Annotated in this window: 23 protein-coding genes; 16 read left to right on the top strand and 7 right to left on the bottom strand. The window is 36.0% G+C overall.

The genetic code is table 11. From position 1 onward, the window contains the following. Positions 1-9: 9 nt before the first annotated feature. Positions 10-1,221, top strand: a complete 1,212-nt coding sequence (locus ACOI1C_RS02050; RefSeq protein WP_422507471.1) for a nitrate/nitrite transporter — start codon at positions 10-12, stop codon at positions 1,219-1,221. A gap of 176 nt (positions 1,222-1,397) precedes the next feature. Here the strand turns inward: ACOI1C_RS02050 and ric are convergent, their stop codons facing one another. Then, positions 1,398-2,111, bottom strand: a complete 714-nt coding sequence (gene ric, locus ACOI1C_RS02045) for an iron-sulfur cluster repair di-iron protein (RefSeq protein WP_422507469.1) — start codon at positions 2,109-2,111, stop codon at positions 1,398-1,400. A gap of 279 nt (positions 2,112-2,390) precedes the next feature. On the opposite strand from ric, the gene ACOI1C_RS02040 reads away from it, so the two are divergent. Together ACOI1C_RS02040 and ACOI1C_RS02035 are read left to right on the top strand one after the other, a co-directional pair. Then, positions 2,391-2,822 carry a hypothetical protein gene (locus ACOI1C_RS02040; protein WP_422507467.1) on the top strand — a complete coding sequence of 144 codons (432 nt, stop codon included), beginning with the start codon at positions 2,391-2,393 and terminating at the stop codon, positions 2,820-2,822. Positions 2,823-3,236: 414 nt separating this feature from the next. Then, positions 3,237-4,583 (top strand): L,D-transpeptidase family protein, encoded by a 1,347-nt coding sequence (locus ACOI1C_RS02035; RefSeq protein ID WP_422507465.1) that lies wholly within the window; start codon positions 3,237-3,239, stop codon positions 4,581-4,583. A 230-nt stretch (positions 4,584-4,813) separates the two neighbouring features. On the opposite strand, the gene ACOI1C_RS02030 is transcribed toward ACOI1C_RS02035, so the two are convergent. Both ACOI1C_RS02030 and ACOI1C_RS02025 read right to left on the bottom strand, forming a co-directional pair. Then, positions 4,814-5,521, bottom strand: a complete 708-nt coding sequence (locus ACOI1C_RS02030; protein ID WP_422507463.1) for a Crp/Fnr family transcriptional regulator — start codon at positions 5,519-5,521, stop codon at positions 4,814-4,816. 10 nt (positions 5,522-5,531) lie between these two features. Further along, positions 5,532-6,275 (bottom strand): Mrp/NBP35 family ATP-binding protein, encoded by a 744-nt coding sequence (locus ACOI1C_RS02025; RefSeq protein WP_422507461.1) that lies wholly within the window; start codon positions 6,273-6,275, stop codon positions 5,532-5,534. A gap of 235 nt (positions 6,276-6,510) precedes the next feature. Between ACOI1C_RS02025 and ACOI1C_RS02020 the strand changes: the two genes are divergently transcribed. The 5 genes from ACOI1C_RS02020 to ACOI1C_RS02000 are packed head-to-tail and all read left to right on the top strand — an operon-like array spanning position 6,511 to position 11,091. Further along, positions 6,511-7,674 (top strand): respiratory nitrate reductase subunit gamma, encoded by a 1,164-nt coding sequence (locus ACOI1C_RS02020; protein ID WP_422507459.1) that lies wholly within the window; start codon positions 6,511-6,513, stop codon positions 7,672-7,674. After that, a complete protein-coding gene (gene fdhF, locus ACOI1C_RS02015; RefSeq protein WP_422507457.1) occupies positions 7,671-9,794 on the top strand; it encodes a formate dehydrogenase subunit alpha in 2,124 nt (707 codons plus the stop codon). The genes ACOI1C_RS02020 and fdhF overlap by 4 nt, the downstream gene beginning before the upstream one ends. 18 nt (positions 9,795-9,812) lie before the next feature. Then, positions 9,813-10,355: a 4Fe-4S dicluster domain-containing protein gene (locus ACOI1C_RS02010; RefSeq protein ID WP_422507455.1), complete on the top strand. Its 543-nt coding sequence runs from the start codon at positions 9,813-9,815 to the stop codon at positions 10,353-10,355. Between the two features lie 33 nt (positions 10,356-10,388). Further along, positions 10,389-10,907 carry a Rieske 2Fe-2S domain-containing protein gene (locus tag ACOI1C_RS02005; protein ID WP_422507453.1) on the top strand — a complete coding sequence of 173 codons (519 nt, stop codon included), beginning with the start codon at positions 10,389-10,391 and terminating at the stop codon, positions 10,905-10,907. Continuing rightward, the gene (locus ACOI1C_RS02000) at positions 10,900-11,091 is read left to right on the top strand and encodes a hypothetical protein (protein WP_422507452.1); all 192 of its coding nucleotides are present in this window, start codon (positions 10,900-10,902) and stop codon (positions 11,089-11,091) included. The genes ACOI1C_RS02005 and ACOI1C_RS02000 overlap by 8 nt, the downstream gene beginning before the upstream one ends. Before the next feature lie 69 nt (positions 11,092-11,160). On the opposite strand, the gene ACOI1C_RS01995 is transcribed toward ACOI1C_RS02000, so the two are convergent. Next, entirely contained in the window at positions 11,161-11,832 is a 672-nt protein-coding gene (locus tag ACOI1C_RS01995; RefSeq protein WP_422507450.1) for an HAD family hydrolase, read from the bottom strand. Positions 11,833-11,966: 134 nt separating this feature from the next. On the opposite strand from ACOI1C_RS01995, the gene ACOI1C_RS01990 reads away from it, so the two are divergent. The 3 genes from ACOI1C_RS01990 (at position 11,967) to ACOI1C_RS01980 (ending at position 13,083) form a co-directional block, all read left to right on the top strand. Beyond that, positions 11,967-12,173, top strand: coding sequence for a hypothetical protein (locus ACOI1C_RS01990; RefSeq protein WP_422507448.1), 207 nt, complete (start codon positions 11,967-11,969; stop codon positions 12,171-12,173). 3 nt (positions 12,174-12,176) lie between these two features. Beyond that, the gene (locus ACOI1C_RS01985) at positions 12,177-12,365 is read left to right on the top strand and encodes a hypothetical protein (protein ID WP_422507446.1); all 189 of its coding nucleotides are present in this window, start codon (positions 12,177-12,179) and stop codon (positions 12,363-12,365) included. Between the two features lie 268 nt (positions 12,366-12,633). Further along, positions 12,634-13,083 carry a YlbF family regulator gene (locus tag ACOI1C_RS01980; RefSeq protein WP_422507444.1) on the top strand — a complete coding sequence of 150 codons (450 nt, stop codon included), beginning with the start codon at positions 12,634-12,636 and terminating at the stop codon, positions 13,081-13,083. 23 nt (positions 13,084-13,106) lie between these two features. Here the strand turns inward: ACOI1C_RS01980 and ACOI1C_RS01975 are convergent, their stop codons facing one another. Beyond that, a complete protein-coding gene (locus tag ACOI1C_RS01975) occupies positions 13,107-13,430 on the bottom strand; it encodes a hypothetical protein (protein WP_422507442.1) in 324 nt (107 codons plus the stop codon). Positions 13,431-13,548: 118 nt separating this feature from the next. Between ACOI1C_RS01975 and ACOI1C_RS01970 the strand changes: the two genes are divergently transcribed. Continuing rightward, complete coding sequence (locus ACOI1C_RS01970) at positions 13,549-13,824, top strand: YlbG family protein (RefSeq protein WP_422507440.1); 276 nt, start codon at positions 13,549-13,551, stop codon at positions 13,822-13,824. A 349-nt stretch (positions 13,825-14,173) separates the two neighbouring features. On the opposite strand, the gene ACOI1C_RS01965 is transcribed toward ACOI1C_RS01970, so the two are convergent. Continuing rightward, entirely contained in the window at positions 14,174-14,563 is a 390-nt protein-coding gene (locus tag ACOI1C_RS01965; RefSeq protein ID WP_422507438.1) for a DUF7147 family protein, read from the bottom strand. A gap of 497 nt (positions 14,564-15,060) precedes the next feature. Here ACOI1C_RS01965 and rsmD point away from each other — a divergent pair, with 497 nt between their 5' ends. Continuing rightward, positions 15,061-15,624 carry a 16S rRNA (guanine(966)-N(2))-methyltransferase RsmD gene (gene rsmD, locus ACOI1C_RS01960; protein ID WP_422507436.1) on the top strand — a complete coding sequence of 188 codons (564 nt, stop codon included), beginning with the start codon at positions 15,061-15,063 and terminating at the stop codon, positions 15,622-15,624. A gap of 15 nt (positions 15,625-15,639) precedes the next feature. Further along, positions 15,640-16,137: a pantetheine-phosphate adenylyltransferase gene (gene coaD, locus ACOI1C_RS01955; RefSeq protein ID WP_422507435.1), complete on the top strand. Its 498-nt coding sequence runs from the start codon at positions 15,640-15,642 to the stop codon at positions 16,135-16,137. A gap of 65 nt (positions 16,138-16,202) precedes the next feature. Here coaD and ylbJ read toward each other — a convergent pair whose 3' ends face one another. Further along, on the bottom strand, positions 16,203-17,420 hold the full coding sequence (gene ylbJ / locus ACOI1C_RS01950; RefSeq protein ID WP_422507433.1) for a sporulation integral membrane protein YlbJ: 1,218 nt from the start codon (positions 17,418-17,420) through the stop codon (positions 16,203-16,205). Between the two features lie 189 nt (positions 17,421-17,609). Between ylbJ and ACOI1C_RS01945 the strand changes: the two genes are divergently transcribed. Both ACOI1C_RS01945 and ACOI1C_RS01940 read left to right on the top strand, forming a co-directional pair. Further along, positions 17,610-18,410 (top strand): patatin-like phospholipase family protein, encoded by an 801-nt coding sequence (locus ACOI1C_RS01945; protein ID WP_422507431.1) that lies wholly within the window; start codon positions 17,610-17,612, stop codon positions 18,408-18,410. Further along, positions 18,403-19,428, top strand: coding sequence for a SepM family pheromone-processing serine protease (locus ACOI1C_RS01940; protein WP_422507429.1), 1,026 nt, complete (start codon positions 18,403-18,405; stop codon positions 19,426-19,428). Before ACOI1C_RS01945 ends, ACOI1C_RS01940 begins: the two co-directional genes overlap by 8 nt. The last annotated feature ends 3 nt before the right edge of the window (positions 19,429-19,431 follow it).

The following is a 19,431-nucleotide window of genomic DNA, read 5'->3' as shown; positions in this document are numbered from 1 at the left end:
GTGTCTTCAATGAGACTAAGGGATTTTACGAGAAGTGGACATACGCCAACGTTATTGTCTTCGTTTCTATATTTTGATATAAGCTTTATGATTTGGGTTATTCTTGGTGCAACAGGTACTTTTATCGTAGAAGATCTCGGATTAAGTCCTGCTGAGAAAGGAATGATGGTAGGTATTCCTGTGTTAGGAGGAGCACTTCTGCGGATACCAATGGGTTTATTAGCAGATCGATTTGGTGGAAAGCGTATTGGTATGATTGGTATGGTATTAACGATGATTCCACTATTGTGGGGATGGTTATATGCTTCTGAGTTATCACATATTTATGCCCTAGGATTTTTGTTAGGTATAGCGGGCGCCAGTTTCGCTGTAGCACTACCATTAGCTAGTCGTTGGTATCCTAAAGAGCATCAGGGATTAGCAATGGGTATTGCTGGGGCGGGGAATAGTGGGACTGTCTTAGCGATGTTATTTGGACCACGTCTTGCTGAGTTATATGGATGGAATATAGTATTTGGTCTTGCCCTTATTCCTTTAGCCATTGCATTTATCGTTTTCGCGATTTTTGCAAAAGATTGTCCAACAGCAGTGAAGGTTACTTCGGTAAAAGACTACTTAAATGTAATAAAACAAAAAGAGCCATGGTTATTCAGTTTCTTTTATAGTCTCTCTTTTGGTGGATTTGTTGGATTAACTAGCTTCCTATCTATCTTCTTTTTTGATCAATATGATGTAGATAAGGTAACAGCAGGTGATTTTGTAACCTTGGTCGTGTTTGCGGGTAGCTTTGTACGACCGATTGGAGGTTTGTTAGCAGATAAATACGGGGGTATGAAGTTATTAATCTTTCTTTTCTGCGGCGCATTTGTATCACTAACCATAGTTGGAATGCTACCCTCTGTATATGTTGCATTAGCAATGCTATTTATTACCTTGATCTTCTTGGGGGCAGCAAATGGTGCGTTATTCCAAGTCATTCCGGTTCGTTTTCCGAAAGAAGTAGGGTTGTTAACAGGTTTTGTAGGAGCGGCAGGAGGTTTAGGAGGCTTTTTTCTACCCAATATATTAGGGATGTTTAAACAACTAACCAATTCTTATTCACTTGGTTTTTGGTGGGTGGCAATTACAATGCTTGTCTCAGTAATATTTATGGTTAAAATTTACAAATCAGAAAATAGAGATAGATTAATTTCAAGTTATGAAAGAACAACAAATAGTTAAGTGCAACTTTAGTTTGAAGATAAATTCAATAAGAAAAAAGGTGATTATAGAGTAGTCACCTTTTTTTGTTGTTTTAATAAAATATAAAATTTTAACTCTGTACCTTTTTTATGTGTCAGTTTGAATCTCTTGAGTAGCTGCCATAACTAACTGCTAAGAGTATTCTTCAGTCTTACTTAACTAATCCAACGTTCTCTTGCTTTTGGGAACAAGACATTATTCTCAATATGCACGTGATTGAATAAGTCGTCTTCAATAGCTGCTAACCTGCGATATACTAACTGATAGGTGCCGCAAGCTCCTTCAGGAGGAGTGAAGTCGTTAGTTATAACTCTTAATTTTTTCATAATGTCACCTGCTGCATCATGCTCTGCTTCTAATTCCATTATTTTATTAGTTAATATTTCCGTAGCTTCAAGAATATTATCTTGCTCAGCTTGTAGGATAGTAGGGAAGACTTCTGTCTCTTCTTTAATGGTATGTTGCTCTAACTCAGTTTTTAATTGGTGGAATAACTTGTGTACCTCAGCTAAATGAGGCTGATGGTGCCCATGAACTCTTAATACCTTTGTTACATATGGACTAAGTGAAGGTAGCTCTTCTTGTAAGAACAGATGATGTTTTTGAATAATGAGCTCAATGATGTCTTCGAAGGATGCTTGATCCCAAACAACCCCAAGCTCATTACGTTTAAGAGCATTCGAATATAATGTATTTAAATCAGAGATAACAACACTTGCCTCTAATTCACGTTCATTAAGCGCTTCTATTAATGGACGATTTCCTCCACAACAAAAATCAATTCGGATTGATTTGAAATAATCACCTGCTTTGGGAAACTTTGCAACAATATCACCTACATTTGATTGTTCATGAAATACTTCTGCCATTTCCTTCGCCTCCATATAATTTTTACTTTTACACCTTTAGTTTACCCTTCATTGAATAGGGGAGAAGTGATGCAAGTCACATAAAACACCTAGTCTATAGTAATAATTGTCACAGACGTGTGACAAATTCATGTATACCATTACGTACTTGTTCGACTCGCTCTAACTAATATAATATTGAGTTTAAGAGTGAAACCTTGTAAATAGTGATTTACCTCACAGATTACTTTTGTCTTTTTCCTTAGAATGAATATAAATTAATGGAAAAGAGTGATATAAATGAACATGTTTGACGTTTTTCTTTGGGTAATCATTCCGTGTACATTTTTTACCATTTTCATCATGTCAATCATTTGGAAGTATGATTACCCATTACAAAACGAGAATAATGAAACCACAGGTTTTCAATTAGAAAAACTTACTGTTATCATATTTAATTTAAGTTTTCTAGGATTTATTATTTCTGGAGTGGTCCTGCTTAGTAAATTTGGTGCAATCACTATATTTACTTACCTAATAAATTGGATTGTAGGTCTGATAACGTTAAATCCAGATATGAATCAACTTTCTAATCAACCTATTTTATTACTCTTTCATCTATTATTTGCCTTCTTATTATTCATGGTTTCATTCAAACATAGAAAACACCTTGACGTTTTTATACAATGTCTAATTTCAATGAATTTATTTAGGAAAAAAATTCCAGTATGATACATTATTAATGTGATACCTTAACAAAAACGGTGCCTTGGCAATATTGCTAAGGCCATTTTTATTTCTCAATATTAAGTAAGGTTAAAAGGTACTGATATTCCATATGGAAAATATGGAAGAATGGTAAGTGATCTTATACATCTAAGCTTAATGATATCTATTTAGGTTATGCATTATATTTTTTTTATTCCAAGTAAGATATGAGCAATTTATAAAAATTATAAATAAAGTTGCTTGAACAGATTGTAGGACTAATGTGATATGAGGAAGGTTTTAATTGCGCTTCTAAAGAACTAGTTGATGGTAACAAAATAAGTGTTCTCGCCTATAGTCGCTTTTCAAACATTCCTGTAAAATGAGGAAGATTCGGGGAATTACGACATTTTTTGTTAGAGAGGAACTAGGGGAGTAATGAAAGTAGCAAATCTATCTAGAAAAGAAACAGCGAAGAAAAAGAGAAGAAAAAGTATAATGATATTTTTTTTGATTTTAAGTAGTCTTGTTTGTGGAATCATGTTAATAACCCACTTTACCAATAAAAAACCGTTGACAGATAGTACACTTTTAAAGAATGCCAATCTATTATCCTTACAAGCAGAAGCTGAAACTGTTGAGGAATTGCAGAGTCCATTAACAATTTTAGACAAAATTGAGGGTAAAGAGGTTATAAAGACAGAAGTCGAGTCACAAATAATTGAAGAACAAATAGCAGAAGAACAAACTGTTATAGCTGGGGACGTGGAAAAAAATGTATCTAGTCCTATTAAAGAGAAGGAAAATAAAGCTATAGAGATACCTACAACAGAAGAGGAATCAACGATTAGTATAATGAATTCTGTATCTGGAAATCAAAGTATGATTATACTTGAACATATTGTTAAGAAACAAGAAACCATTTATAGTATTTCAAAACTGTATTATGATAAAAATGAAGTTGAATACCTTCTTCGTTATAATCAAATGAAGAATCCACAATTACAGCTCAAGGCTGGAATGGTATTATTAATTCCTAATCCAACTTATTTGTCCCGTCATAAGGTTCATAAAGGTGAAACGCTATATCAAATTGTAAGAACATATTATAGTAAACCGAATCTACTTACTTACCTTGCGCAAGTTAATAATATAAGGAATCCTTCAACAGATATTAAGGTCGGAATAAATCTAAACGTGTTCCACGAACATCGGTTGATCCAACACAAGGTAATGACAAAAGAAACGTTATACAGTGTAATGAGTACATATTATCAATTCTCAGATTTTCTGTCCTTAATCAAGGATGCAAATAAATTAACAGAAAATGTAAAAGAGGGTGCGGTTATCAAAATTACCAATCCTTATCAAAACAAAAAACAATCAATCTCTGAAACTACGAAAGTTAAATGGACAGTTAAGGTCATGTTAGCTCAGAACAAAATAGATATATATCAAAATGGTAAATTGATTAAAACTTCAATTGTTGCTACTGGTAAAAATTCATTCACACCTAAAGGTACCTACCAAATCATCACAAAAATTAGCAATCCAGGCTATACTCCCGGAAAAATTTCAGGGGGAGACCCTCGCAATCCATTAGGGACAAGGTGGCTTGGCTTAAATGTACCAGGTACAACGGGAAGAACTTATGGTATCCATGGCACGATTGATCCAACTTCATTAGGTAAATATGTGACAAATGGTTGCATCCGTCTTGATAATGATGTTATAGAAGAAATATTTGACTTACTTCCTGTAGGAACTACTGTTGTTATTAATTAACGAATGAGAAAGATTACTAGCATTTTCTTTTTAAGCATATGAATACTTTAATTTATAAACCCGATTTAAATAATATGAGAAGTTATAACAAGTCTAGCTTTTGAGCCTAGAAGGGGTAGACATCTGTATGCAAAAAACCTCGGAACAAAAAAGGTGGAAGTACCTTTTGTGGCTCCGAGGTTATCTATTTTAAGATTAGTTTTAAGGGGTTGTAACTAGCGACTCATTTTTTATTCAATGGTGCAATATTTAGCGTCACAGTTCTCACAACCAACTTCTTTTTTTAGGTATCCTAAATCTTGGATTGTGATTTTGCCACTTTGAATGGTAAGAATGTTATTTTTTCTTAGTTCAGATAACATTCGGTTTATACTTTCTCGAGTGGTACCGCAAAAGTTAGCAAGAATCTGGTTGGTTAAATACATATCTATCAGTATACCGTTTGTAGTTTTTATACCATAACTATTTGTCATTCGAATAAGTGTGCTATAAAGGGCTCCTTTTTTTCCTAGCATAACTAAGTCTCGAAACTTAGTATGGGTTCTACGGAAATGATCACTCATCCATTTCATGTATTCAATTGATAACTGATTATTATGGAAAAGTTCTTCTTCCAACACATCCTTCTTAATCACCCCAACTTCACAATCCTCTATGACTTTAGCGTTTAGTAGGTACTTTGGATCCTTTGTAAAGAGGGTTAATTCCCCAACAATTTCATTCACACTACAAATCCTCAGTGTTAATTCTTTACCATCAGGAGTAACTTTACTTACTTGTATTTTTCCGCTCTTGATAACATAGATCTCTTTTGCAGGCATACCTTCAGTAAATAAAAAGCTACCTTTTTTTAGATTTAAAGTGTGATGAACAAGAAGTAATAACTCATGGAACTTATCAAATGATTCTAGAAGATTATTGAAGTTTTGAGTGGACATTCTTATCACCTTATTTCTTTAGTAATACATCGACTCTTTGTGCAAATTCCATATATTTTTGATAGGAGATACATCCTTCTCTGTAAATAGCTACAGTATCGTTTTCAACCAAAGGTTCAATTGGGAGCTGAGCAATTACATCCGTATCTAATAAGGATGCTAGTTTAACGCCTCCGCCGTTACCAAAAATATAAAACTTTTCGTTACTTTCTGGGGGAGTAAAGTAGCACATGTTTTCAACAATTCCTAAAATATCGTGATTCGCTTTTTGGGCCATCACACCTGCACGTTCTGCAACATGCGCTGCAGTAGGATGAGGAGTCGTGACAATTATTTCCTTGATTTCTGGCAGATGGTGATGCATGTCAAGTGCAATATCACCTGTCCCTGGAGGTAAATCAAGAATCATATAATCTAATTCTCCCCATATTACATCCTTAGTAAAATGTTCAATCATCTTACCTAACATGGGCCCTCTCCAGACAATCGGTTCGTTTCCTTTTACTAGAAACCCCATGGACATTATTTTCACACCTTCAGCTTCAACGGGAATAATTTTTCCATTTACTGTGCGTGGTCTCGAGGTAATTGAAAACATTTTTGGAATACTAAATCCGTAAATATCTAGGTCAACGAGGGCAACACTTTTTCCTAGCCTGACTAAACTAACAGCGAGATTAGCGGCAACAGTGGACTTTCCTACGCCTCCCTTACCACTAGCAATTGCAATAACATTTCTTGAAATCGAAATCATCTAATCATCCTTTCAGCTTATCTATCCCTCTCTATCTTAAAAGAAGTGAAATGTAAACTATGTGATGTTTCTCACATTTCTTCTGAAAAGTGATCATTTTCATTAATCTGTCACATAGTTTTAATTTGTCTTATAAAAGTGTGATTGATGTCACAGTCAAAAGAACTAATAACATTTAGAATGAAAGTACAACAAGTGGAGGGAGTTTTCTTCCGTTTTTAAAGGAGTGTTAGAGTTGGAATTACAAAGGTCCTTTTATTCACGAACTAGTATGTATGCTTTTTTTGTATCCATATTGTTAATTGTTACAACATGGGTAAGTACAGATCGTTTTCTTCATTTTGATATGGCCTTATTAGGATATTTTCTTTCATCGATTATTTTTGCTATTGGTGTAACGGTTAGGATGTGCTCATGGTTAATTCGTCCAGCTACTCATCAAGTCATTAAAAGAAGTTTGCAAAACTTAATTACACGAGAGCGAAAAAGGAGAAATATATCCTCAATTTTGATCACTGCAATTGACAATATTATTTTACAAAGATTTATCTTTCGCCGAGGAATTTGGAGAGGGGTTCAACATATTTTAATTGCTTGGGGTTGTATTGGATCCTTCGCAATCACATTTGGTTTAACGTTTGGTTGGTTACGTTTTGATTTAATTGATCCAACCACCTATCAAATTGTAGCGTTTAACATACCTACAATAAAAATGGCGGCACACGGAATTTTAGCTGAAATGATTTATAACGGGTTAAACATAACCGCAATTATGGTACTTATAGGAGTGTCAATGGCTCTTTATCGTCGAGTGAAGGATCATGATGTAAGGGTAACTCAACGAACTGAATTCGATTTATTCCCTTTATGGCTATTACTCGCAGTAACCGTTACTGGCTTAGTATTGACAGTTTCTTATGCATTTTTAGATGGTTTTATGCACCAATATTTAACGCTTATTCACCAAATGACCGTAGTCCTTTTGTTGGTTTACTTTCCATTCGGTAAACTATTTCACTTTCCAGTTCGCCCTTTAGCAACTGCGGTTCCAATGAACTACCAAGAGCAAATGCAAATTGATACAAGAGCATGTAAAAGATGTGGAACAAAATATAGTAGTGACGATCAGATTATTGACGTAAAAGAAATACTAGAAACTCAAAATTTTGATTTAAAGCTAGATGACGGTTCGTATTTAGCAGATTACTGTACCGCATGTCGTCGTCGAATTCGAGTAATGAAGCAATTGAATTTAGAAGCACCTAAAGGAAATCCTTATGGTCCAATCCAAACTTTAAATGATATACATTTATCGGGGTTTGGGAAAAAACGCTCTGATGAATTTTATCAATTGAAAAAAGAAGAAAAGGAAAAAAATGATGGGAGTGACCTAGCATGAGTGAATTTTTAGTAAAACAAGGTGTAAAAAATTTACATAAACCTGGAGAGAAGCTAATCACTACGCATTGCTGTTACTGTGGTATGCAATGTGGTATGCACATTCGAGTTAATGAAAAAACAAACAAAGTAGTTGGGGTTGAACCAAGATATGATTGGCCTGTAACAATGGGAAAGTTGTGTCCTAAGGGGGTAACTGCATATCAAACAATCGATCACAAAGACCGGTTACGAACTCCTTTAATTAAAAAAAATGGACAATTTGTGGAAGCAACCTGGGAAGAAGCACTTAATCTAATAGAAATAAACTATAAAAGATTACAAGGTGAGTATGGTAAAGATGCCTTATCTGTTTTTGGTGGGGTTTCTATGACAAACGAAAAATGCTATTTAGTTGGAAAATATGCAAGAGCAGTATTAGGTACGAGGTTTATTGATTATAACGGACGTTTTTGCATGAGTTCTGCTGCAGGTGGGTTCATGAAAACGCTTGGAATTGACAGAGGATCTACTTTACCTTGGCCTGAACTTGAACATTCGGACTGTTTCTTTATGGCTGGTACGAATACGGCTGAATGTCATCCAACAAGCATTCAATGGATATGGAAAGCGAAGGACAAAGGGGCAAAGCTTATCGTTGTAGATCCTCGCGAAGTACCTACCGCTCGTATAGCGGATGTTCATTTAGACTTAAAGCCAGGGACAGATTCCGCATTAGCAAATGGAATGCTTCACCTTTTGATAAATGAAGGATATGTCGATGAAGAGTACGTTTCTAAACGTTGTAATAATTACGAAGAGCTAGTCGAGTCAGTTCGCAAATATACACCGAAATATACATCAGAACTTACTGGGGTTGATGAGAAGAAGATCATCAAAGCTGCTCATATTTATGGCCAATCGTCTAGATCTGTCGTCATGTTTGCACGGGGTGTAGAACAACAATCCAAAGGTGTTGATAATGTTGCCCTTTATACTTCGATGGCACTTTTAAGAGGACAAATTGGCAAATTCGCTTCAGGCGTGGCCACTTTTACAGGACAAGGAAATGGGCAAGGAGGGCGTGAGCATGGTCAAAAAGCTGACGCATTGCCTGGCTATCGAAAACTAAACGATCCAGAAGCCGTAAAATATATTTCAAGCGTATGGGGAATCGATCCGAAAGATATGCCTAAAGAAGGTGTATCCGCATTTGAAATGTTTGATGAAATTCATAAAGGTAGCATAAAGTCCATGCATGTTATTTGTAGTAACCCAGCTGTCTCTGCACCGAAAACAGAGTATGTTTGGGAAGCGTTTCGAAAGCTAGATTTTATGGTCGTAAGTGATTTTTTTCTTTCTGAGACGGCAGAATTTGCTGACGTAGTTTTACCAGCTACTTCATGGGCAGAAGATGAAGGTACCACAACTAACTTAGAGGGCCGTGTTATAAGAATTAGAAAGGTAGTTGAACCAATTGGGGAGTCAAAGCCAGATTGGGAAATTTTAAAGCTTATAGCAGAAAAGATGGGAAAGGGTCACTTATTTCCATACAACAATCCGAAAGAAATATTTGAAGAGTTTCGGCTTGCAACAAAAGGTGGCAAAGCTGATTATTATGGGATTACATGGGACCGTATTGACAAAGAAGACGGTGTGTTTTGGCCATGTCCATCTGAGGATCACCCGGGAACTCCAACAATGTTTAAAGAGAAGTTCGGTACACCAGATGGTAAAGCCAACTTAGCCTTTGTCAAATGGAAAGAACCAGGAGAAATTCAAAGCAAGGAATACCCACTTATTTTGACTACAGGGCGAGTTGTCTACCATTACCTCTCAGGATCACAAACAAGGAGGATAGACTTTTTAATGGAACAATGTCCACTTCCATTTGTCGAAGTTCATCCAGAGCTTGCAAGTCAATATAACCTTTCAAATGGAGATTTTGTGAAATTAACAACGAGGCGTTCTAGTATGAAATTAGAAGTGCTATTGACGAAAGCAATTAGAAAAGACACCTTATTTGTTCCTTATCATTGGGGGAAGGAACTGTCTATTAATCAGTTAACAAATCCTTGTTTAGATCCAATTTCAAAAATGCCGGAATTTAAGGTTTGTGCAGTTAAAATGGAGAAAATTTAACGAAGGAGGGGAACTGTTATGAACAAAATAATGTACTTAGAGTTTGAAAGATGCATAGGTTGTCGGGCGTGCCAGGCAGCTTGTCGTGAATGCGGAGATCATGGTGGAAAGGAACGTAATTACGTGGAACACGTCGATTTTTTGGAAAGTCGCCAAACCTATCCAATGCTTTGTATGCAATGTAAAGATCCTGCATGTGCGAGGGTTTGTCCTGCCAATGCTATTCAGATTACAGAAGAAGGCGTTGTTCTATCTGCAATGGAAGAAAAATGTATTGGTTGCCGTAACTGTACGTTTGGATGTCCGTTCGGTATCCCTAAATTCGACTTTGAAGAAAATAAAATGTACAAATGCGATATGTGCTATGACCGAACAAAATATGATATAGCACCAATGTGTGCATCTGTTTGCCCTTCTGATGCCATTCGATTTATCGACTTTGATGAAATGCAATCATTAAGAAGAAAACGCACTCAAATGAATCTAGTCGAAGGAAAGAAACCAAAGGAAGGAAATAAATGGGAATATGTACCGGAGTTTTTTGGAGTTTATTCTGATTAATAACTTCGAATTGGAAAGGAGAGAGTTTTCTTAATGGTCAGTAAAAATAATAAGAAAAAAGACGAAGACATGATTAACCTGATTGACAATTTAAATCGAGAAGATGACTTGAAATATAATCGTCGTTCCTTTTTAAAATCTGCGGTAGGTGCTTCTATAACAATTGGTTTAGCGACCCTACCTTTTTCGATAAAAGCTATGATGGATAATGATGAGGAAGATATTATACGTGTTAAAATTATTGAATTAGAAAAACTTGCAAAAGGTAATTCAGTAAATTTTAATTACCCAACAGAGTCAGAACCTGCTATATTAGTTCATACCGTATCCGGGGAGTTAAAAGCCTATAATAATAAATGTACTCATTTACAGTGTCCTGTTTTTTACGAGAAAGAGGAAGATGTTTTATTATGTCCATGCCACAAAGGATACTTTAATGTATATAGTGGACAACCGGTTGCAGGACCACCTCAAAGAGAATTGCCTCTAATTGAATTGGAGATTAAAGGTGGAACCGTTTATGCAGTCGGAAGGAAAATTCGACATGGGTAAAAGAATGTGCTGGATGATTATCTTATTAACGATGGCATTAAATGTGGTCCTGCTTCATTATACAATTGAATCTTATTACGGAAAGGAATACGATCACGTATATCTTTTTACCGGTATATCTATGATATCTGTAATCATAGCATTTAGTACGTTTGTTAGATGGCGTAAACTAGAATATAAATAATAAAAAAAGGACCGTAAATTTACGGTCCTTTTAGACATTAATCCATCTATATTTGATGTTAGTGATCGTTTAAGATGCAAAAATGACCCATTTGTTTTGTTCTGCTATTTTAATCATGTCTTCTTTTGGATTGACAACAATTGGGTGAGTAACATACTTCAATAATGGAATATCACTTTCACTGTCCGCGTATGCCCAGATTTCATTTGTGGGTGAGTTTGTGAGAATTTCCTGCTGCGTGGTCCATTCCTGCAATTTTTCCACCTTTACATTTCCATTAACAATCTGACCAATTTCACCGCTGCACAGGCCGTTGTGATCAAATAATAATTCAGTACTAATTACATGAACATCCAGTTGAAGATCACTTGTAAAAGCTTTCAAAAATGGGTGTAGGGCACCAGACAATATAATGATTGTATCACCCTTTTTTTTATGCTCTCGAATTTTGACCACAAGATCTTGGTTAACATCTTTTTTTCCGAACTGTACAAGTTCCTGGAAAAAAAGTTCTAATTCTGTGTTTGTTAGCCCTTTAAAGGTCTTTGCAAACGCTTTGAAAAAGTCGTGCTGAAACTTTGTTTTTCCTTTTATTAAACCAACAGCACTCGCCTTAACTAATCCACCTGCTACAACTAGCCATTGGCTCATAGTAAATCTTTGTTTACCAATCTCAAACATCGCTTTAAAAGAGTTCCCTTGATAAAGAGTTCCATCAAAATCTACAGTAACAATTGCCAAAAAACTAACACCTCACTTTTTTAGTAAGTATAGGGTAGTGCTGAAATTTTGTAAATTGTTTTTCTTGTGTGCGATGGCAATCATTTTAATTACAGGATGCCAGACAAAAGCAAATACCCGAGGTAGAAATAAAGATGAAAAGCGATGAAGAGCAAAAAGAGATTTTGGAAACTTATACTTTTGATGATTACAAGAAAGTCTTTGATGAAGTAGAAGCAGACGCTAATAAATTTGAGGAAGATGAACAATTAAAAAAATGGATTATTAGAACTTTAGCTCAAGAAAAGCTGTATTATGAAACAGATTTAACTGATGAACAAGTAGTAACCCTAGCTAAATAAGCAATGGAAGAAGATGAAGTGTGGAAAAAAATTGTTAAAGATGAATATGGTATTACAGTATCTAAAGAAGAAGTAGATAATTTTATTAAAGAAGGACCAGATACCGAGGCTCACCGCCCACCCCGGGAAATGGTGCATCCTCTCGTTACAATCAACCCCTATTCTAAAAAGCAACAAAGTTTCCGAAAATAGATTTTCTATAAAAAATCCCAAATAGACACATATTTGACCTTTTCTTAAAAACAATTGGTGTCGGAGAATGTCGTTCTGAGTTAAAGGGATAATCATTTTTAAGGTTAAAAAACTATGCTAAAATGGATGCTATTTCTGTGTTTATTTTAACTTTTGTAATTCAAAACCGCCCGTTAATCGTTAAATGCGGCTCTTTTTCTTTTGCCAAGTATTATTCATTTTCTAGTTTTCTTTTTTCATGGTATGATGGGTGAAGGAGGTGTCGCTAGTGCTGGCAACTTTAGAACGAGTTGAACTTATTGAACATGCGGAAAATTTAGCCGACATGATTATTCAATCAGAAGTGGCAGATTATTATCGTGAATGCTTATATTTACTTAATAAAGATCAAGAGGCACAACATCTCATTAAGAGATTTGTTTTTATAAAAGAGCGGTTTGAAGAAGTACAACGATTTGGTAAGTATCATCCCGATTACAAGGAAATTACTTTAGAAACGAGACACTTAAAAAGAGAAGTAGACTTGCATCCATCTATTCTTGCCTTTAAGAAAGCGGAGAAGCAATTGCAAGAGCTCTTAGATGAAATAAGTGTATTGATTGGTCATGCAGTTTCACAATATATAAAGGTTCCAACGGGCAACCCATTCTTTGAAAAGTCATGTAGTACTTCTAGTGGTGGCGGTTGTGGATCAGGTGGGAGCTGTGGATGTAAATAACCGTGAGCAGAAATTGCTTATGGTTATTTTTTTTTCAAACGCACGCAATTAATACATAAATTTCCGCAACAAAACATTTTTTCCTGTGGGACGTAAAATCGGTGACGGTATACATATACATTCGTCTCCTTTCTCACGAAGATTGTTTCTGAGTGTAAACGCTTACCCTTCATCGCGAGTGCTGATGCTTCTCTTATACTTTTCTCTAATAAAGACACATCTATCGTTTTAGGGCATTCAATATAAAGAAATGGAGTTCCCGAATAAATTTGCTTAGTGACAGTAATGAAAGTTGTATCTTGATTTAGTTGATTAAGAAAGACAATCCAGATTTTTTCAAGATCCATAGATGTTCTCCTTTGTATATCTATAAGATGTACTTTATTCACCCTATTCTATTGCTTGTCAATCCAATTCCTGCTAGACTAGATTTTGACAAGATTGTTGTAAAAAGGGGAAAATATGATGTTTGAAAAGCGTCAAGGCGTAATTGTCTGGTTACACCATTTAAAACAAATTAAAAATCTTCGCCGTTTTGGAAACATTCATTATGTCTCAAAGCGACTGAAATATTGTGTGCTTTATTGTGCGTTAGACGAAACTGAACAGATCATTAAAAAGCTAGAAGTACTTCCATTTGTTAAATCTGCGGAACCATCTTATAAACCTTTCTTAAAAACAGAGTTTGAAAACAAGAGACCAGATAAAGCAAAGGAATATGATTATAAAATAGGAATCTGACTTAGTGCCCTCCACTAGGAGGTTTTTTTGTAATATCAGAATTTATATGGGCTAGTTCATCTGAATCCGGCTTAAGCGCCTAGCCCCCCCCCGAGGTCAAATAACCTCAAGACAAAAAGGCAAAAAGCGCCTTATTGTCTTCGCGAACATTTGCTATGCCTGGGCTAAACGGTGCGCTTGCGCCTTTTGTTCTATGTGGCTATACTCGTTAATTCTCCACACCCTATTGAATTAATCTTCATAAAGGGAGTGGAAAACCATATTCAAAGAATGGCGACCTAGGAACGAAACCAAGATATAAATTAACTAAATCAACACTGCATCCCATGCATCCCAAGCGCCTTGCAATCTATGACAATGGTGGAATGACGTGATAAAGTCTTAGGATTCCAATTACATATTGATAATAAAGTTCTTTTTCAGAGAATGCTGAGGAGGGTTTAATTTCAAACCTAATAATAGGTTTTTTGACCTCTTCACTAGCATATTCAAATATGGCAAGTCGTTGACTAGGTTTCTCTTCTGACAAGGAGATTCCTTCTCTACAAATGTAGATAGGCTGAAATTTACCTGTTTTGGCTGGGTTCAAAACAACAGCGATTGATGCAACTTTTTTATCGTTTATTTTTGTATGTAGAGCAAGAAAGTACTTCACTCTGTGACTGTTTGTTTTGGCAATTTCTACTAATTCGTATATATCTGAGTATCCTTCTCCAAGTTCTATAAATCGTTGTATCATGATGCTTCGTCCTTTCTCATGTTAACTTTGTAACTTTAAGCTTCTGAGCATACAATATGTTATAGCATTCTAAACCTAATACATCATACCATATATGAGCTTGAAGGGTGTGTGCTCGGAGGATTTGTTATGAGGCTGACCAGACACTTCTTTTAAAATCTTTAGATTATTTGCTTTAAATAAAAAAAGAAAAATAAAAAATCCCTGCAGTCGATTAAACTGCAGGGTCCTTCTATTTCTTGATTTTATTCAAGAGTAAGAAGGCAAAGGGAGAGGAGAAACCGGAGGAAGAACTTATGGGGAAACGTAAGTCTTCTCCGCGGTTGGCAACAACATCACGCAAAGAGATGTTGTTACAACTTAGTATGACCAATTGGTATTTAGCTATACATGATACGACCATTTAATTGTTATGTTTTTCTTTATTGCTAAGTATGGTAGGATAATGTTGTTTGATAATAAAATGCGTGTTACTAATGTTAGGATCGTGATAATAGATGAGAGTCGTTTCAGGAATATGTAAGGGTCATCCTCTTAAGGCTGTACCAGGACGATCAACTAGGCCAACAACAGATAAAGTTAAAGAATCTATTTTTAGTATGATTGGCCCTTATTTTGAGGGCGGAATTGGTCTTGATTTATTTGGTGGAAGTGGTGGCCTTGGTATCGAGGCCTTGAGTCGAGGGATGGAAAAATTCATTTTTGTTGATGTGGATCAAAAGGCCTTCCAAACAATAAAAGCAAATGTAGAAGCCTGTCGTTTAACAGAACAAGTTGAAATCTACCGAAATGATGCTGAAAGAGCGATTAAAGCATTAATTAAGAGAGAGGTAGAGTTTGACCTCATTTTCTTAGATCCACCGTATCATAACCAAAAATTGAAAGCGCTTATCTCGATTCTTGATGCCAATCGTTTAGTAAAAAATAGTGGGACAATTGTTGTCGAGCATGCAGCGGAGATAGAATTGCCTGACAACTTTGGGCTACTCACTCGAAAACGTCTTGAAAATTACGGAATAACAGCTATCTCAATTTATACATATACGGAAAAAACGGAGTAGAAGGGGGTTATTATTTTGCCGAAAATTGCAGTTTGCCCAGGAAGCTTTGACCCTGTCACTCTTGGACATTTAGATATCATAAAAAGAGGGGCAAGTGTTTTTGAAAAGGTATATGTTGTTGTTTTAAACAACTCCTCCAAGCAGCCCTTGTTTACGGTTGAAGAAAGAATGGAGCTGCTTAAAAAGGTAACCGAGGATTTACCTAATGTTGAGGTTGATTCATTCAAGGGTTTATTAATTGACTATGCAACTAGTAAAAATGCCAAAGTCGTGCTAAGAGGTTTAAGAGCCGTATCCGATTTTGAGTACGAAATGCAAATTACTTCCATGAATCGAAAACTTAATGATAACATTGAGACATTGTTTATGATGACCAATAATCAATACTCTTTTTTAAGTTCATCTATCGTGAAGGAAGCTGCAAAATATAAAGGGAATATATCGGACCTTGTACCAGTTGCGGTTGAAGAAGCATTAAAGAAGAAATATGAAAATCTAGTTCAACTGGATTAACCAAATTTATAAGTTTGGACTAAAATATTAAACTAAAGCCCCCTTTTCATTCAAGAGGGGGCTTTTTACCGTAATGACAACCTACTCACAAGCAATAGAACGTAGATACATAATGAAGCTATTGTGAAAATTGGACCTAAATAAATCATTAAGATCCATAGCTCGTGCAATTGATTACTAGACTGTTCAACCATATACATTACAGGTATAGTCGAATTATTGTGGTCAAAGGCTTGTAATTGGACATAAAGAGGCTGCCAAAGAATAAAGGCGAATAGACTAGCAAATAGTCCATGAAAGATTCTCGCAATAAAGAAGGGACGAAAACGGATGTCTGTGTCTGCTAGTATACTAGCAACCTGTGCTTGTACGGAAAATCCGCAAAATGCCAAGATAAAACTTACGATAATAACCTTCTGAAATAGTGCTGCATTTGCATGGCTTGTCATATCACTTCCAAGAGTAATTTCAAATAATCCAGAAATTAAGGGAACACTCAGTTCACTAGAAAGCTGAAAAGTAGCTAATATAAATGAAATAAAAATACCAAATAAGTCCGTAATATGTACTAATGATAAAAGACGATTTAATACAGAGAAAAGAATAATAAAACCACCAATCATCAGTAGTGTTTGGATGGAAGAAAGGACAGCATCACCAAGTAATTTTCCAATAGGGCGTTTATCCTTTAATCGTGTTCGATGTAAAACACGAAATGCTTCGATAAATGAAAGTCGTTTCGTTAACTTATCTGCTTTTGTTTTCTCTCTGGGGCCATGAAATCTCATTACTAACCCTACGCATATATTACCGAGGTAATGTGATAGTGCTAACACAATGCCGATTTTCGGATTGTTAAAGAAACCTACAGCAACTGCACCAAATATGAATAACGGATTAGATGAATTTGTAAAAGAGACGAGGCGTTCAGCCTCAATGGCTGTTAGTTGATTTTCTTGCCGTAGCCTTGCTGTTAATTTGGCTCCAGCTGGGAATCCAGATGCCATCCCCATTGCCCACACAAACCCGCCAACTCCAGGCACTCGAAAAATAGGTCTCATAATAGGCTCTAATATCACGCCTATAAAGCTGACTACTCCAAAACCAATTAGCATCTCTGAAACAATAAAAAAGGGTAAAAGAGAAGGAAACACAATCTTCCACCACATATCTAACCCATTAAGTGAGGCATCAAAGGATTCCTTTGGAAATGCAATTAAGGCGATAGCCATTAGTGTAATTAAAGATGCAAGAATGAGGGTCTTAAATCTCGATAACGTCAATATGATGCCTCCTATGGTAGAAATTCAAAATTATTTGCTCCCTAAGTTTTAACTGGATTCGTTTAGCTGATTCTAGAGGATGTCTTAAAAGTCTTTGCCGGTTGTCCACATGTAATATCAATATACGTGTATAGGGTGAGCATTTAGACCATAGAATTTATCACTAGGACATGAAAAAACGTACTGGAGATGATATGCTTGAGACAACCTAAAATTGGTCTTGCTTTAGGCTCTGGAGGTGCAAGAGGCTTTGCACATCTTGGCGTGTTAAAGGTTCTTAAAGAACACGATATTCCAATTGATCTAATTGCAGGAAGTAGTATGGGGGCTTTAGTGGCGAGTTTTTTTGCAGCAGGTCATGATATGGATCGTCTATATAAACTGGCAGTCGCATTTAAGCGCAAATACTACCTTGACTTTACGGTTCCAAAAATGGGCTTTATTGCAGGGAACCGAGTAAAAGAATTAGTAAAGGTGTTCACACATGGAAAAAATATTGAAGACTTAGAGCTGCCCATTGCCATTGTAGCTACTGATATTATTAGAGGAGAAAAGGTTGTTTTTAAAGAAGGCCCGATCTCAGATGCAGTGAGAGCGAGTATCTCGATACCAGGTATATTTGTTCCAGAAAGAATGAACGGAAGACTATTAGTAGATGGTGGTGTCATAGACCGAATTCCGGTCTCAGTAGTGCGTGAAATGGGAGCAGATATTATTATTGCTGTAGATGTATCACATGTTAAGATAAACGAAGAGATTACTTCAATTTTTGATGTAATTCTGCAAAGTATTGATATTATGCAGGATGAGCTTGTAAAAAATCGAGAAATTGAGTCAGACATTATGATCCGTCCCCATGTTGAAAATTTTAGTTCGAGAGCATTTACGAACATAGAAGAGATTATTAAGGTTGGTGAAGAGGAAGCACTCTTATTACTTCCGAATATCATAGAAGTTATTGAAAAGTGGAAGGAGAAACATAGTGAGTAAGCGAAAAATATATACCTTTTTCATTAGTACAGGCATAATGTTAGCCATCTTAAACTTTATAAAGCTTCCTTATTTTTTAAATCTACCCGGTGATGCCTATGAGTTAGCCCCAATTGTGAAGGTTGAGGGCGGTGACGCTGCAAGTGGGAAATTTATGATGACAACGGTGGGGGTGAGTCGAGGAGAAATAAACGTACTTACCTACCTTTGGGCACAAGTAGCGCCCCACCATGACTTAATCCCTTCTGAAAACATGAGACCAGTTGGAGAATCTGACAAAGAGTATTATTATCGTCAGCTTCATATGATGGACATGTCCCAAAATGTAGCCACTGCAGTAGCGTATGAAAAAGCAGGTAAACAGATTGAATATCAATATAACGGTGTTTTCGTAATGAGTTTAATAGAGGGTATGGATGCCGAGAATAAACTAGAAATCGGAGATAGAATTTTCAAAGTAGAAGGAAATCCTCTAGAAAGCTCGGAACAATTTATTGGGTATGTTGAAAAAATGAATGCAGGAGATCAATTAGAGCTGTCTTTAGAGCGTAATGGAGAGGAATTAACACGAGAAGTTAAAATAAGCCCTTTTCCATCTGATCCTGATAAATTCGGTGTCGGTATTTCCTTAGTGACAGACAGAGAGATCGACGTTGAACCTGAAGTAACAATTGATGCTTCTGCAGTTGGTGGCCCATCTGCCGGACTAATGTTTACACTAGAGATATACAACCAATTAACGAGCGGAGATTTAACCAGCGGGTATAAAATCGCGGGAACTGGAACCATCAATTATGACGGAGTTGTCGGTCCAATCGGTGGGATTTCTCATAAAATTATTGCTGCCAAAAGAGCAGGGGCATCTTATTTCCTAGCACCTGTAGCAAGTTCAAACTATACTGATGCAAAAAACACAGCAGAAGAAATTGGGACAGAGATGAAAGTCATTCCTGTTGATTCGCTGGATGATGCCATTAAATTCCTTCAAACACTGCAACAAAAAGGGAAGAACCAATAATAG

It is taken from the genome of Bacillus sp. DJP31 (assembly GCF_049310945.1).
Classification (GTDB): domain Bacteria; phylum Bacillota; class Bacilli; order Bacillales; family SA4; genus Bacillus_BS.
This window is presented reverse-complemented; position numbering and strand designations above follow the sequence as displayed.